This window comes from Pseudomonas sp. SDO5522_S412, from assembly GCF_054071215.1.
The window spans coordinates 13848-28760 of the sequence record NZ_JBSVWQ010000036.1 but is presented as its reverse complement, the minus strand read 5'-3'; the positions used below and the strand labels follow the sequence as shown (position 1 = coordinate 28760).

The 14913-nt window shown below is 61.3% G+C and carries 13 protein-coding genes; all 13 read left to right on the top strand.

Annotated features, from left to right (window positions below; genetic code table 11):
• Positions 1–2: 2 nt before the first annotated feature.
• Genes tssA through icmH form a run of 13 tightly spaced genes read left to right on the top strand, consistent with a single transcriptional unit; the run spans position 3 to position 14905 of the window.
• Positions 3–1556 carry a type VI secretion system protein TssA gene (gene tssA / locus ACW9I6_RS11075; protein WP_457339287.1) on the top strand — a complete coding sequence of 518 codons (1554 nt, stop codon included), beginning with the start codon at positions 3–5 and terminating at the stop codon, positions 1554–1556.
• Between the two features lie 32 nt (positions 1557–1588).
• Positions 1589–2086 carry a type VI secretion system contractile sheath small subunit gene (gene tssB / locus ACW9I6_RS11070; RefSeq protein ID WP_102369331.1) on the top strand — a complete coding sequence of 166 codons (498 nt, stop codon included), beginning with the start codon at positions 1589–1591 and terminating at the stop codon, positions 2084–2086.
• Between the two features lie 28 nt (positions 2087–2114).
• Positions 2115–3590, top strand: coding sequence for a type VI secretion system contractile sheath large subunit (tssC, locus tag ACW9I6_RS11065; RefSeq protein ID WP_003208039.1), 1476 nt, complete (start codon positions 2115–2117; stop codon positions 3588–3590).
• Positions 3587–4012 (top strand): type VI secretion system baseplate subunit TssE, encoded by a 426-nt coding sequence (gene tssE, locus ACW9I6_RS11060; protein WP_457339286.1) that lies wholly within the window; start codon positions 3587–3589, stop codon positions 4010–4012. Before tssC ends, tssE begins: the two co-directional genes overlap by 4 nt.
• Positions 4002–5777, top strand: a complete 1776-nt coding sequence (gene tssF / locus ACW9I6_RS11055) for a type VI secretion system baseplate subunit TssF (protein WP_177041644.1) — start codon at positions 4002–4004, stop codon at positions 5775–5777. Before tssE ends, tssF begins: the two co-directional genes overlap by 11 nt.
• Entirely contained in the window at positions 5741–6748 is a 1008-nt protein-coding gene (gene tssG / locus ACW9I6_RS11050; RefSeq protein WP_177041646.1) for a type VI secretion system baseplate subunit TssG, read from the top strand. Before tssF ends, tssG begins: the two co-directional genes overlap by 37 nt.
• 12 nt (positions 6749–6760) lie before the next feature.
• On the top strand, positions 6761–9325 hold the full coding sequence (tssH, locus tag ACW9I6_RS11045; RefSeq protein ID WP_457339285.1) for a type VI secretion system ATPase TssH: 2565 nt from the start codon (positions 6761–6763) through the stop codon (positions 9323–9325).
• Positions 9325–10857 carry a sigma-54 interaction domain-containing protein gene (locus ACW9I6_RS11040; protein ID WP_457339284.1) on the top strand — a complete coding sequence of 511 codons (1533 nt, stop codon included), beginning with the start codon at positions 9325–9327 and terminating at the stop codon, positions 10855–10857. Before tssH ends, ACW9I6_RS11040 begins: the two co-directional genes overlap by 1 nt.
• Before the next feature lie 33 nt (positions 10858–10890).
• A complete protein-coding gene (locus ACW9I6_RS11035; RefSeq protein ID WP_003208049.1) occupies positions 10891–11022 on the top strand; it encodes a hypothetical protein in 132 nt (43 codons plus the stop codon).
• 18 nt (positions 11023–11040) lie between these two features.
• Positions 11041–12222, top strand: a complete 1182-nt coding sequence (gene tagH, locus ACW9I6_RS11030) for a type VI secretion system-associated FHA domain protein TagH (RefSeq protein ID WP_457339283.1) — start codon at positions 11041–11043, stop codon at positions 12220–12222.
• A 5-nt stretch (positions 12223–12227) separates the two neighbouring features.
• Positions 12228–12710 carry a type VI secretion system lipoprotein TssJ gene (gene tssJ, locus ACW9I6_RS11025; RefSeq protein ID WP_023658927.1) on the top strand — a complete coding sequence of 161 codons (483 nt, stop codon included), beginning with the start codon at positions 12228–12230 and terminating at the stop codon, positions 12708–12710.
• Position 12711: 1 nt separating this feature from the next.
• Positions 12712–14040 (top strand): type VI secretion system baseplate subunit TssK, encoded by a 1329-nt coding sequence (gene tssK, locus ACW9I6_RS11020; RefSeq protein ID WP_177019434.1) that lies wholly within the window; start codon positions 12712–12714, stop codon positions 14038–14040.
• A gap of 4 nt (positions 14041–14044) precedes the next feature.
• Positions 14045–14905 (top strand): type IVB secretion system protein IcmH/DotU, encoded by an 861-nt coding sequence (gene icmH / locus ACW9I6_RS11015; RefSeq protein ID WP_457339282.1) that lies wholly within the window; start codon positions 14045–14047, stop codon positions 14903–14905.
• The last annotated feature ends 8 nt before the right edge of the window (positions 14906–14913 follow it).

Here is a 14913-nt window from a genome sequence, read left to right as displayed (position 1 = left end):
TAATGGTTTACTCAGACAGGCTTTCCGATTATTACCTCGAACTTGCGCAGGCACCCAACTCGAAAACGAGTTATGCGGGGGCCGATATGCGTTTTTCGACCGAGTATGAGGCGCTTGAAACTGAACTGGGCAAGGCGCACTCCATTCACGGAAACAGTCAGCCTGACTGGCAATGGGTTGTGGAAAAAAGCGAGGCGCTGTTACGCCACCAGTCCAAGGACTTGCGGGTCGCTGTCTGGTTGACCTGGGCCTTGCATCAGCGCGAGTCCTTCCCCGGGCTACTCGCAGGCCTCGGATTGCTGCGCTACCTCTGTGAGCATCATTGGGCGGTCGTTTATCCGGGCAAGCTGCGTACCCGCAGTGCCGCCTTTGGCTGGCTGGTCCCTCGCCTCGAGCAGGTGCTTGCACAACCTGTTTCGCTCAAGGATCAGCGGCCCTTGTTCCACTGCATGCTCGAACACCTGGCGCGGCTGGACGAGTTGTGGACCGAACACCTTCTCGAAGACGCGCCACTGTTACTGCCGGTTCGCAGGCAGCTGTCGGACCGATTGCAACAGTCCACCGAAAGCGAACCTCCAGCAGGCGGTAGCACAGGGGTGATCGCCCATATCAAGCAGGTCGCGACTCAGTTGATGGCGCCCGAGCCCATTGTGGAAAACGAAAAGGACGCCCACAAGCTGCTGCGCACGCTGCAGGAACATGCCCGGCCCTTGTCGGCCTGGTGGCAGCGTCAGAATGCCACTGACCTGCGCGCACTGCGTCTGAACCGAACGTTGACCTGGCTGACGATCACCAGTCTTCCGGACTGTGACAGCGAACAGGTAACGCCTTTGCGCGGGCCGGCGCCCGACAAGCTCAAGCGGTATCAGGAGCGCTTTGCCCAAGGGCAGCATACCGACCTGCTGCTGGAGCTTGAGGGCAGCCTGGCCGGAGCACCTTTCTGGTTCGACGGCTTGTACCGGGTGTGGGAGTGCCTGCAGGCACTCCAGGCCGACCTGGCCATGACCGAGCTGGAAGTGCACTTCGCGCTGTTGCTCCAGCGCTTGCCGGGGCTTGCACAGCTGCGCTTCCACGACGGAACACCCTTCGCCGACGACGTCACCCGTGGCTGGATCAACACCCAGGTTGCCCGCCATTTGCAAGCCCCGGTTCCACTCAGGTCGGCACCTGATGCCCCGGCTGCGCCTTGGGACAAAGCGTTGCACGACGTCATGCCCGTGCTGCGCAAGGACGGGTTCAAGGTGGCTGTGCGGTCCCTCAAGCAGGGCATGCAAACCGCAACAGGTGATCGTGCCCGGTTTCATTGGCGGCTTGGCCTGGCCAGGTTGTGTTTGCTGGCAGGCAAGCATGACCTGGCCAAAGTCCAGCTCGATCACCTGGACCACGAGCTGCAGCACTCAGACCTGCAGCGCTGGGAGCCCGAGCTGGCGGTTGAAGTGCTGCAGCTCTTGCATGGCTGCTGTGACGTATTGCCCCAAAGCCATTCCGTGCGTGAGCGCAAGGAAGATGTCCATCGCAGGCTGTGCCACTTCGATCTCGAAGCGGTACTTGAATAGGCTTTCGAGCCCCCCGAAAAAGGAGAAACACCATGGCGAAAGAAGGTTCGGTAGCCCCCAGGGAACGCATCAATATCACGTTCAAACCCGCCGTCGGCACTGCGCAGGAAGAGGTCGAGCTGCCGTTGAAACTGCTGGTGCTTGGCGACTTCACCCAGCGTGAAGACCTGCGCAAGCTCGAAGACCGCAAGCCCGTCGGCATCGACAAGAACAGCCTCGACGAGGTGCTGGCCAAGCAGGCCTTGGGCCTGGCCTTGAGCGTCCCCAACCGGCTGCAGGATTCAGCCGAACCTGATGAGTTGGCGATCCGGGTCAGGATCAATTCGATGAAGGACTTCAATCCTGCACAGCTGGTTGAGCAGATACCCGAGCTGAAAAGGCTCATGGACCTGCGCGATGCACTTGTGGCGCTCAAGGGGCCGCTGGGCAACACGCCGAGCTTTCGAAAGGCCATTGAAAATGCCCTCGCCGATGACGATTCGCGCAAGCGGGTATTGGCTGAATTGGGGCTGGACAGCTCCGCCGTATGACTCTCTCAGTTAAAAGGACACTGACACCATGACTACCAGCCAAAGCCCGTCGCATGCGCCCATCACGGATGAGTACAGCATTCTCGACAACATCATTGCCCAGACCCGCCTCAGCGCCGACGACGAGGCCTACAGCATTGCAAAGCGTGGAGTCTCGGCATTTATCGAGGAGCTGATCAAGCCGCAAAACAAGGGCGAGCCGGTCAAGAAGCGCCTGGTTGACCGGATGATTGCCGAGATTGACGCAAGGCTCAGCCAGCAAATGGATGAAATCCTGCACCATCCCGACTTCCAGGCACTGGAGTCTTCCTGGCGTGGCCTGCAGTTGCTGGTTGATCGCACCAATTTTCGTGAAAACATCAAGATCGAACTGCTCAGCGTCTCCCGCCAGGACCTGCTGGATGACTTCGAGGACTCACCGGAGGTGACTCAGTCCGGACTCTACAAGCACATCTACAGTGCCGAATACGGTCAGTTCGGCGGCCAGCCCGTAGGGGCAATCATCGCCAATTATTTCCTTTCCCCCAGTGCTCCCGATGTCAGGCTGATGCAGTACGTTTCCAGCGTGGCCTGCATGGCTCATGCACCGTTCATTGCGGCGGCCGGCCCTGGCTTCTTCGGCCTGGAGAGCTTTACCGGCCTGCCTGACCTCAAGGACCTGAAGGACCATTTTGAAGGGCCGCAGTTTGCCAAATGGCAGAGTTTTCGCCAGAGCGAAGATGCCCGCTACATCGGCCTCACCGTACCGCGCTTTCTATTGCGTACGCCGTACGATCCCGTTGATTGTCCGGTCAAGACGTTCGCCTACCAGGAACATGTGGCCAGCAGCCACGAACACTATCTGTGGGGTAATACGGCCTATGCCTTTGCTACCCGCTTGACGGACAGTTTCGCCCGGTATCGCTGGTGCCCGAACATTATCGGCCCGCAGAGTGGTGGTGCAGTGGAGGACTTGCCGCTGCATCACTTTCACAGCATGGGCGAGATCGAAACCAAGATTCCTACCGAGGTGCTGGTATCCGACCGACGCGAATACGAGCTGGCGCAAGAGGGCTTCATTGCCCTGACCATGCGCAAGGGCAGTGACAATGCAGCGTTCTTTTCCGCCAGTTCGGTGCAAAAACCCAAGTCTTTTGGAATCAGTGCCGAAGGCAAGGCTGCCGAGCTGAATTACCGGCTCGGTACCCAATTGCCGTACATGATGATCGTCAATCGCCTGGCCCACTATCTCAAGGTGCTGCAGCGTGAACAGCTGGGGTCGTGGAAGGAGCGCACCGACCTTGAGCTGGAACTCAACAAATGGATTCGCCAATACGTCGCCGACCAGGACAACCCCAGCACCGAAGTGCGTGGACGGCGCCCGCTTCGGGCTGCGCGCATTGTTGTCAGTGATGTCGACGGGGAGCCCGGCTGGTATCGCGTCAACCTGAGCGTTCGCCCGCACTTCAAGTACATGGGGGCAGACTTCACTCTGTCGCTCGTCGGCAAGCTCGATAAAGAATGAGCCGCCGCCACGTGATTACCCAAAACCGCAGCCTTTTCGAGCGCCTGGAGTCCGGCGTGGGGCGCAGCCCGCAAGGTTGCGTCGTGGAATCCGTGGCGGGTCATCTGGCGAAAATGCTCAGCACCCGTGCGGGCAGTGTCCAGACGCTACCTGATTACGGGTTACCTGATCTGAATGACATGCGCCTCAGCCTGCATGACGCGTTGAGCCAGGCTCGGTTCCTGATTGAGCGCTTTATCCAGGCCTACGAACCCCGTCTGAAGGATGTCCGTGTCAAGGCATTGCCACAGGACCGTGACCCGATGGTGCTGGCTTTTTCCATCGAGGGGACCATGGAAGTCAATGGCATGACGCAAGCGGTCGCCTTTTGCGCCAGCCTGGCTCACGGCGCACGGGTCGAGGTCAAACCGAATGTCGTTTAACCGCTACTACCAGGGCGAGCTGAGCGCACTGCGACAGTTGGGGCGACGCTTCTGCGAGCGCAACCCGGCACTCGCGCCGTTTCTCGGGGACGCTGGCCAGGACCCGGACGTAGAACGGTTGCTTGAGGGTTTTGCATTCCTCACCGGTCGCCTGCGGCAGAAGCTTGATGATCAATTGCCGGAGTTGAGTCACTCGTTGATGCATCTGCTGTGGCCCAACTATATGCGGCCGCTGCCGTCGTTCAGCATGCTGCAGTTTGATCCGCTCAAGCGCACAGGGCCGGCCATCAGGGTCGAGCGGGATACACCGGTGGAAAGCATTGCGATCGACGGTGAACGCTGCCGTTTTCGTACCTGTTACCCGACGCAGGTCTTGCCGCTGCAACTGGCCGCCATGGAGTACTCGGTACAGGGTGAGGGCGCTTTGCTCTGCCTGCGTCTGGAGATGACGGCCGAGGGCAACTTCAGTGAGCTGGAACTGAACTGCCTGCGTTTGCATCTCGCGGGGGAGCAGCCCGTCAGCCAGGCGCTTTACCTGGGGCTTTTGCGTCACCTGGACGGGTTCGAGTTGCAGCCTTTCGGGCGCGACGGGCTGCCGGTCATCGGCGCCGACGGCGAGCCTGTTTCATTGCGTCTGTCCAGCAACGATATCAGTCCTGTGGGCTTTTCCGAGGATGAGGCACTGATCCCTTATCCGTTGAATACCTTTCGTGGCTATCGCCATTTGCAGGAGTACTTCGCCTTTCCCGACAAATACCTGTTTGTCGATGTGAGTGGCCTTGGCGCGCTGAGCAGGTTGCCTATTGACGTACTCAAGCAGGTACATGGCGTGACGTTACGCTTCGACATGCGTGGTCGCGGTATTGAGCGAATGGCGCCTACCCTGGACAACGTGAAGCTGTACTGCACGCCCATCGTCAATCTGTTCAAGCACGACGGCGTACCGATTCGCCTGGACGGCAAGCAGGACGAATACCTGTTGTTGCCTGGCGAATACGCCAGGGGGAACTGCGGTGTATTTTCCGTCGACAAGGTCACGGGATGGCGGCCGGGAGGCCTCGGGTACCAGGAATATGTACCGTTCGAATCGTTTGAGCACGATTTTGGCAGCGCCGCGCCCAGCTATGGCGTTCGCCAGCGGCCATCCCTGCAACATGCCGGCCTGGATACCTGGCTGAGTTTCGACCGGTGTCCAGTGCATGAACAGGAAACCCTGTCGATTGAACTGACCTGCACCAACCACAACCTGCCATGCCTGCTGCAGGTGGGCGATATCAATCAGGCGTGCGAACAGACGCCCGAGTTTCTCTCGTTTCGCAACATCACCGCGGCAACCCCCAGCTTTGCGCCACCCCTGGACAGCGACTTCCTGTGGCGACTGATCAGCAATATGTCGCTCAACTATCTGTCATTGACCGATATCAACGCCTTGAGGGTGATCCTCGAAACCTACGACCTGCCGCGTTATCACGACCGCCAGGTGGAAAAGGTCAGCAGGCGAAGGCTGGGCGCCCTCCGTTCGATCAGTCACCAGCCCGTAGACCGGCTGCACCGAGGCCTGCCATTTCGCGGCTTACGGGTTGACCTCACCATCGATCCTGAAGGCTACCTGGGGGAGGGCGACGTGTTCGTCTTTGCCTCGGTGCTCAACGAGTTCTTCGCGCTTTACGCCAGCCTCAACTCGTACCACGAACTGCGAGTCATCAGCACACAAGGAGACGTGTACCTATGGCCACCCCGGATGGGCCAGCAGCCCCTGCTTTAACCGCACTGTCCCGAGTGATTCGCGAGTACTCGGTGTTTCAGGCGGTTGCGCAGATTATCGAGCGCCTGCGCGAGGCGCATCCCTCGCTGGACGATGATGCGCTCTACGATCAATTGGAGTTCCAGGCCAACCCAGGCTTTGGCTTTCCCGGCAACGACATTGATCGTGTGGAGTTTTTTGTCGAGCACGGCCATTTGCGGGCACGGCTTCGCCTCAATGTGCTGGGCCTGTTTGGTACAGGGTCACCGCTGCCGGCGTTCTATGGCGAGCAAGCCTTTGCCGAGGTAGCGGGCGGTAATCCGACGCGGGAATTTCTTGATCTTTTTCACCATCGCCTGCACCGGCTGATAGTGCCGATCTGGCGAAAATATCGTTATCAGGCGAGTTTTCAAACGGGCGCCCGCGATCCCTTTTCCGAGCAGATGTTTGCATGGGTGGGCCTGGGTGGCAGCGCGATTCGCAGCGCGGCTCAACTGAACTGGAAACGCCTGTTGCCCTACCTGGGGCTGCTGAGCCTGCGCGTGCACTCCGCCGCGCTGATCGAGACCGTGCTGCGTTATTACTTCAAGCACAACCGGCTGGTCATCGAGCAGTGGGTCGAGCGCAGGGTAGTGATCGACCAGGAGCAGCGCAATGACCTTGGTCGCGCCTATAGCTCGTTGGGGTCGGACCTGGTGCTGGGGGAGTGCCTTATCGACCGCAGTGGCATGTTCAGGGTTCATGTATTGGCACTCGATTGGCAGCGTTTTCACGAGTTTTTGCCCACCGGGGCGGGTTACGAGCCGCTGTGTGCGCTGGTGCGTTTTGCCGCCCGGGACCCCTTGGAATACGACGTGCGACTGGTGTTGGCGGCGGGCGAGGTCCGGCCGTTGCACCTTGGCGAGCACAACGTCTGCCGCCTGGGCTGGACCAGTTGGCTGGGGCATGAGCGGGCAGACGGCGTGGTCATCCTGGCCAGTAAAAATCATTAGGGATTGATGGATATGATGAATGTGGATCTGCAACAACTTATCCAGGCATTGACGGCGTCCACACGGCGCGACCTGGAACGCAGCGCCGAGCGTTGTGTCACCCGGGGCGGCGGCGAGGTCCTGGTGGAAGACTTGCTGCTGACGCTCCTGGAGCCTCCCGAGGGTGTTCTTATGCGAGCGCTGCAGGACGCGGGCGTGGATGCCGGGGAATTGCAGGCCGTGCTGCAACCTCGGGTCGACCAGAGCGCGTCCCGCAATCCGGTGTTTTCGCCCGCCCTGGTGCAATGGCTGCAGCAGGCGTTGCTGGTTGCCTATCTGGAGCTGGGCCGACGGGAAGTGGACCATGGCGCCTTGCTGCTCGCCTTGTTGCGCAACCCGATGCAGCACGCTGGCAGCCGTTACCAGTCGGTGATGAGCACGCTTGATGCACCGCGTGTGCTCGGATTTCTCTTGAGTGAAAACGCGCAGGCGGCTCCCGCTGAGGCGGGGAGTTCCTTGCTGGAGCGCTTTACCCATGACCTGACTCGCCAGGCCCGGGACGGGAAACTCGACCCCGTGCTCTGTCGCGATAACGAAGTCCGGCAAATGATCGATACGCTCGCGCGGCGGCGCAAGAACAACCCCATTCTGGTGGGCGAGGCGGGTGTCGGGAAAACCGCGATAGTCGAGGGCCTGGCCCTGCGGATCGTCAGCGCGCAAGTGCCAGAGGTGCTCAGGAAGGTGCGCCTGCTGACCCTGGACATGGGCCTGCTGCAAGCCGGTGCCAGCATCAAGGGTGAGTTCGAGCGCCGCCTCAAAGGCTTGATCGATGAGGTCAACGCCTCGCCGCAACCGGTCATCCTGTTCATCGATGAGGCTCATACCCTGGTCGGCGCAGGCGGCCAGGCCGGCAGCTCCGATGCCGCCAACCTGCTCAAGCCAGCGCTGGCACGAGGTGAGTTGCGTACCATCGCCGCGACGACCTGGTCGGAGTACAAGAAGTACTTCGAGAAAGACCCGGCGTTGGCGCGGCGTTTCCAGCCGGTGCAAGTGCACGAGCCGACGGTTGACGATGCCGTGACGATTTTGCGTGGGTTGGTCCCGGTGTATGAGGCCACCCACGGAGTCTACGTGCGCGATGACGCCGTGGTCGCCGCCGCGCAGTTGAGTGCCCGCTACCTGGCCGGCCGCCAGTTGCCGGACAAGGCTGTGGACGTGCTGGACACCGCTTGTGCCCGGGTGCGGATCAGCCTGGTCACGGCGCCGGACGAACTGCAGCAGTTGCGCGCCGAACTGGCCGAGGGCACGCGCCAGCAACGTGCCGTGCGCAGGGATGCCGACGCGGGGTTGGCCATCGATGAACAGGTGCTGCAGCACCTCACCCGGAGACTGGAAGAAGTAGAAGTCGCACAGTTCCAGCTTGAACAACGCTGGACCCAACAGCGCGAACTGGCCGAGAAGGTACTCTCGCTGCGCCAGCAACTGGTCGACGCCGGTAACCTTGGCGAAAGCACTGAGGCTCTCGCTCCGCTCCTGGCCCAGAACCATCAGGCGTTGCAGGCCATACAGCACGAACAGCGATTGCTCAGCTTCGAAGTATGCCCACGGTTGGTGGCACAGGTTATCAGCGCCTGGACGGGTATTCCCCTGGAGCAGCTTGCCCGCGAACACAGCGCGAAGGTCCTGAACTTTGCGGATGATCTGCGTGGTCGCATCCTCGGCCAGGAAGGTGCCGTGCAGGTCCTGGACCGTTGCCTGCGGGCTGTCGCGGCCGGCGTGAACAGGCCTGATGCCCCCGTGGGGGTATTTCTGTTGGTGGGCCCCAGTGGTGTCGGCAAAACTGAAACAGCCCACGCCCTGGCCGACCTGTTGTATGGCGGCGAGCGCTTTGTCACCACGATCAACATGTCTGAATACCAGGAGAAACACTCACTGTCCCGGCTGATCGGCGCACCACCGGGTTATGTCGGTTACGGGGAGGGCGGGGTGCTGACTGAGGCGGTGCGGCAAAAGCCCTATTCAGTGGTGCTGCTCGATGAGGTGGAAAAGGCCGATCCGGATGTCCTGAACCTGTTTTACCAGGTGTTCGACAAAGGGGTAGCCAATGATGGAGAAGGACGTGAAATCGACTTTCGCAATACCCTGATCCTGATGACTTCCAACCTGGGCAGCGATCTTGTCACCGGGCTGTGCGCCGACAGTCAACGACCGGCTGTCGAAGTGCTGCACGCCGCGATCCGGCCGGTACTGACAGCTCATTTCAAGCCGGCGCTGCTGGCCCGTATGCGAGTCGTGCCGTATTACCCGGTGGCAGGCGCGGTGCTGCACCAACTGATTGAACACAAACTTCAGCGCCTGGGCCAGCGTCTGCTTCAGCGCAAGCTCGCATTCAGTCACGCAGGGGATCTTGTCGCACACATGGCCGAGCACTGTAGCCACAGTGGGAGTGGCGCGCGGTTTGTCGACCAATGGATCGAGGAAAACCTGTTGCCGCAGGTGGTGGATCGCCTGCTGGATGCGATGGCCGTTGGCAAGTCCCTGCAGTTCGTCCATGCCAGGCTGGATGCCAATGGCACCGTAATCTGTGAGTTCAGCTGATGGCGGACAATCCGTTTACCCAGTTGCCAAGCCCGCTGGACTACGCCGCTGCCTTGTTGGGATGGTTTACCCGGTTGGGCATCAATAGCGACGAATCGACATTGGCCGATGACTTTGCGACGGGCGCCGCGCAACTGAGCGGCTGCGAGCTTGGCCAGTTGTACCTGCTCGACCAGGCCACCGGCCGCCTCGAACTGGCTGCCCAGTATTTGCCGGGCCTGTCGCCGCCAGGGGCGGTTGTGAGCTCGGGCGCGGATTTCCGGAACGAGCAACTGTTGCAGTACGTGCTGCAACAGAACCGCGTGTTCCACCTCACCGAGGCAGGCAGCAGTGTGTATGACACGGGGTTTCTGCCAGCGGTCGCGGCGTCCTGGCAATCACTCCTGTGCGTGCCGTTACCGGGGCCGAGCAAGCAGGTATCCGGGATGGTGTTGTGTGCCAGCCTGCGAGCGACGGAGCTGGCTGGCTACGGTGCGTCCCTGGGCCAATTGGGCAGTTTTGTCTTGAGCCAGTTGGCCCTGTTGCGGCGAATGCGCCGGGCTCCCGGTGCGTTGAAGGTGGTTCGCAGCACCCGCAGCACCAGCGCCTACGGCTTGATCGGAAACAGCACGGCCATGGACGAGACGTGCCGCCTGATCGGCAAGGTGGTGCATAGCCCCTACACCGTGCTGCTCCGGGGCGAGACCGGCACCGGTAAAGAGGTGGTCGCCCGGGCCATTCATGCTGCCGGCCCGCGCAGCAGCAAGGCATTTGTGGTGCAAAACTGCGCAGCGTTTCCCGAAGGCTTGCTCGAAAGTGAGTTGTTCGGTTACCGCAAAGGCGCGTTCACCGGGGCCGAAAGAGACCACGCCGGCCTGTTTGACACCGCCCACGGCGGCACGCTGCTGCTCGACGAAATCGGTGATATGCCGCTCTCACTGCAGGCCAAGTTGTTGCGGGTCCTGCAGGAGGGCGAGATTCGGCCGTTGGGTGCCAACACGTCCCACAAGGTCGACGTGCGAATCGTCGCGGCGACCCACCGGGACCTCACCAGCATGGTGGCTGAAGGAAGCTTTCGCGAGGACCTTTATTACCGGCTGGCGCAGTTTCCTATCGAGTTGCCGGCGCTGCGCCAGCGGGACGGGGACGTGCTGCAACTGGCCCGGCATTTCGCCGACAAGGCCTGTGCATTGTTGGGGCGAGCCACGGTGGGCTGGTCGAGTGCGGCCCTGGATCAACTGTCCAGCCACCACTTTCCCGGCAACGTTCGTGAGCTCAAATGCATGGTGGAGCGGGCGGTTCTGCTGTGCGACGACGAGGTGATCCTGCCTGCGCATTTATCGCTGCCATCAACCCTGTCCGCGCCCGCTGTCGACGCAACGCTGCGCCAGCGCATGGAGCGAGTCGAGCGGGTAGTGCTGATCGACTGCCTGCGCAAGAACCGTGGCAATCGAACCCGCACCGCCCGTGAACTGGGCCTCGCCCGGCGCACGTTGTTGTACCGCCTTGCACGCTTGGACATTCCGTTTGGCGAAGTCCAGGGAGAGTGCTGAATGGCACACCCTTTCAATTCCGGGAGATACCTGATGCCTGTTAGTCAGTGGCAAGCCCTGGTGCTTGTGTTGTTTTTGCTGAGTGGCTGTAACACCAATCATGTCTTTGACGACGATGACTACCGTCCGCTGGGTGATCCACGGTCCACCGGTCGTGGCCTGTGAGCGCGGAGGAGTCCTGCCATGCAGCTAGTGTTTGAGGTGTGCCCTGCGGGGCCAGCAGAGTCCGCGCCGGCGCTGCGCAAAGTCTTTGACGGAGTGGGGGGCGTCATCGGCCGGGGGGCCGGTTGCGACTGGACCCTGCCTGACACCAGTCGCCAGGTTTCCGGTCGTCACGCGGTGATCAGTTATCGTGACGGCCGGTATTTCCTGACGGATATCAGCAGCAATGGAACCCGCCTGGCAGGCCGCAGTGAGCGTCTGCATGAGGGGCAGCAGCAACCGATAGATGACGGCGCGGTATTTCAGCTGGGGCCGCTGAGTATTCGCGCACGACTGGTCAGCCCACCGCAGGGACAGGGCCAGGACGGATTACACAGGCTGATTCCCGATGATGCATTCCTTGAGCTGGACCCACTGCGGGCACTGGCCAGCGAACTGCAGCGCGAGGACGGGTCGCAGGAGCTGGCGGCCCTGAACATGACCACCTACGAGACATTGCGCTGGACGGACCACGCGGCGGCGGACCGGGATCACCTGACGGTTCCCGAGCTTGTGAAGCCTGCGCGCCAGGTTGCCCCAAGTCCGCAATCGCCCGTTCCAGGTCACGGCTCAGGGCCCTTCTGGTTGGGGTTTGCGCAGGCACTCGGTATTGATCTGGGCGACCTCGATGAGTCGGCAAGAGAAGTCCTGGCGATCAAGGCCGCGAGCTTGCTCCGGCAAATGACTGAAGGGTTGCAACAGAGCCTGGGCACCCGTAACGAGCTCAGGCAAGAGCTGAAACTGGCACTCACCCAGACGCCGCTCCAAAGCCCCAACCCACTTAGAGACAGCGCAGACGCCAGTGCGGCCTTGGGGTCGCTGCTGGGTGTCGGGCAGCTGGGGCAGGTTTCCGCCGAGATGCTTGTCATGCGGGCGTACCGCGACATGCAGGCTCACGAGGTGGCCTTGCTGGCGGCCTGCCGCGCGGCAGTACGCGGCGCTCTGGCAGCCTTTGCGCCCGGCCATTTGCTGCTGTGCTTCGAACGCCAGGCAAGGCCGCCGCTGATTCCCCGGTGTGGCGCCCGCTGGCGCGCGTACCAGCGCCATTACCAGGCACTGATCGAGGACGAGCACTTGAGCGAGCGCCTGCTGGGCAGCGACTTCGCCAAGGCGTACGAGGAACAGATTCGTCTGATCTCAACCCTTCACCGTTATCCAGGATGATCTTCATGTCCCGAGTCACCGTTGCATTGTTGTGCGCTGTAATGGGTTTGCTGGGTGGTTGCTCCCTGTCGCCCTTTTCGAAGTTGACCAAGCTGGACCTGACACTGACCGCCAGCGAACGGGTCAACCCTGATCTCCATGGTCGCCCGTCGCCGATCGTGGTGCACCTGATGGAGCTTCGACACCCCGTGGCTTTTGAAAATGCGGACTTTTTCAGCCTTTATGCTCATGCCGAGCACACGTTGCCCAAGGACCTGGTGAACCTCGAAGAGCTGGAGTTGCGCCCCGGCGATCACTCCACGCTCAAACTCAGCCTCGAGCCAGGCAGTCGTTATGTCGGTGTGCTGGCGGCGTACCGTGATTTGCCTCACTCGCAATGGCGCTATGTGTTGCCGGTGACCGCGCAGCGATTGACCGGCGCTGAACTGATCCTTGATCAGGCCGGCATTCGGTTGGTCAACCCGCAACCCGCGAAGGCGGGCGACTGACATGTACAGCCAAAAAGTCATCTGGCAGGAAGGCATGTTGTTGCGCCCTCAGCATTTTCAGCAAAACGATCGGTACCACGATCAGCAACTCACGCGCCGCACCCAGCTGTTGTGCCGTCACGCCTGGGGCTTCCTGGCCCTGGAAATCGATGTGCAATACCTCAATATGGGCAAGGTCGTTATCAGCCAGGCCAGCGGCATATTGCCGGATGGCAGCCTGTTCGAGCTGGGCGGCGCGATGGAGTCGCTGGTGCTGGAGGTTCCGGTCAATACCGGGAAGCAGTCGATCTACCTGGCCTTGCCGCTGGCCACAGGTAACTGTGTTGAAGCCCGTCGACCCGAGCAGATTGATGTGTTGGCGCGCTACAAGACTCTTGCGGTAGACGTCAGCGACTCCAACGCCGGGGAAGAAGCTCGTCGTCAGGTCAATTGCGGGCAGCTGGATTTTCGCCTGTTGCTGGGGGAGCAACACAGCGACCCGCATTACGTGAAGCTCAAGGTTGCCCAGGTGCTCAGTTGCACCGAGGAGGGCGTCAGCCTGGACCCCGATTTTATCCCGAGCTTCATTCACCTGCATGGCTCCGGCTACCTGCTGTCTTGCCTCAAGGAAGTGATCAGCCTGCTCGCTTACCGGGGGGATGCCATCGCCGAGCGGATTCGCGCCAACGGTACCGCCGCCGGCGCGGAGGTTGGCGACTTCCTGATGTTGCAATTGATCAATCGCACCGAACTGGTCTTGCGTCACTACCTGAGCCTGAGCCAGGTCAGCCCTGAAACGCTGTATCGAACATTGCTGTCGATCCTGGGTGAACTCGCGACGTTTGCCAGCGACAGCAAGCGTGCGCACTTCGAGGGGCATTACCGGCACAGCGACCAGGGCGCCAGCTTTCGTGGATTGATGGAGCCGATTCGCAGCCTGCTGTCGATGGTGCTTGAGCAGCATGCCATTGAGCTGGCGTTGCAGCCTCGCCAGTACGGGGTGCTGGTGTGCCCGGTGAGCGATCTCAACCTGCTGGGTTCGGCGACCTTCATTCTGGCCGCCAGCGCCCATTGTGACGCCGAGGAGCTTCGTCACCGGCTGCCGGCGCACCTCAAGGTCGGCCCTGTGGAGCGGATTCGCGAGTTGGTCAACCTGCAGTTGGCGGGCATCAAGGTCAAGCCGCTGCCGGTGGCTCCCCGGCAGATACCGTTTCATGCCGCCAACACCTATTTCATGCTTGAACTCGGTGCCCGGGACATTGAGCAGTTGAAGCAGTCGGGAGGATTTGCCTTCCACGTCAGCGGTGAATTCGCCGAACTGGAACTGAAATTCTGGGCCATCAGGAACTGAGACCATGGACAGGGAATACCCGGAGGACGAGAAAACCGTCCTGCTTGATCGACAGGGACGCGGACCGGCGCAGGGACCGATGACCGACTTCGCATCGCCGCCGCGTTTCGAACAACTGGAAGACCGGATGATCTACGCGGCCCGCTTGCAGGGCGCGGAGCATTTCGACATTGGCCTGAACAGTTTGGTGGCGCCTGCCTGGGAGCTGTTGTCCGAGGTGGTCCGCCTCAAGCGCAGTACCGCCGAGGAAAGCCTGCGCGCCCTGAATGAACGACTCTCGGCTGCAGTCACGCTGTTCGAGACGCGGGCCCGGCATGACGGGGCCCAAGGCAGCGAGGTCATGGCGGCGCGGTATGTGCTGTGCAGCGTGATCGACGAGGCAGTGGTCACCACCTCATGGGGCAGCCAGAGCGATTGGTCGAAGATGAGCCTGCTGAGCAGTTTTCACAACGAAACCTTCGGCGGCGAGAAGTTTTTCCAGTTGCTTGAGCGCATGTCGAGGGACCCCTTCAAGCACCTGGCGATGCTGGAGTTGATGTACCTGTGCCTGTCCCTCGGGTTTGAGGGCAAGTACCGGGTCATGGAGCGTGGGTTGTTGCAGCTTGAACAGGTTCGGGACGCGCTGTATCGGCAGATCCGGCATGTGCGGGGTGATACGCCTGCGGCGTGCGCGCCGTCGCCCAGGCCGGAACAGCCGCGCCGGAAACGGCTGAGGGTCGTGTCGCTCACCTGGATTGCAGTGTTTGTCGCCGCCAGCCTGTTGAGCCTGTATGCAGGATTTGCCTGGGTGCTGGGCCAGCAGCGTGAAGCGATGTTGCAACCGTATCAACTCGTGGCGCCGGATATGTTCCGGGCGCCGCTCTAACGCAGGGA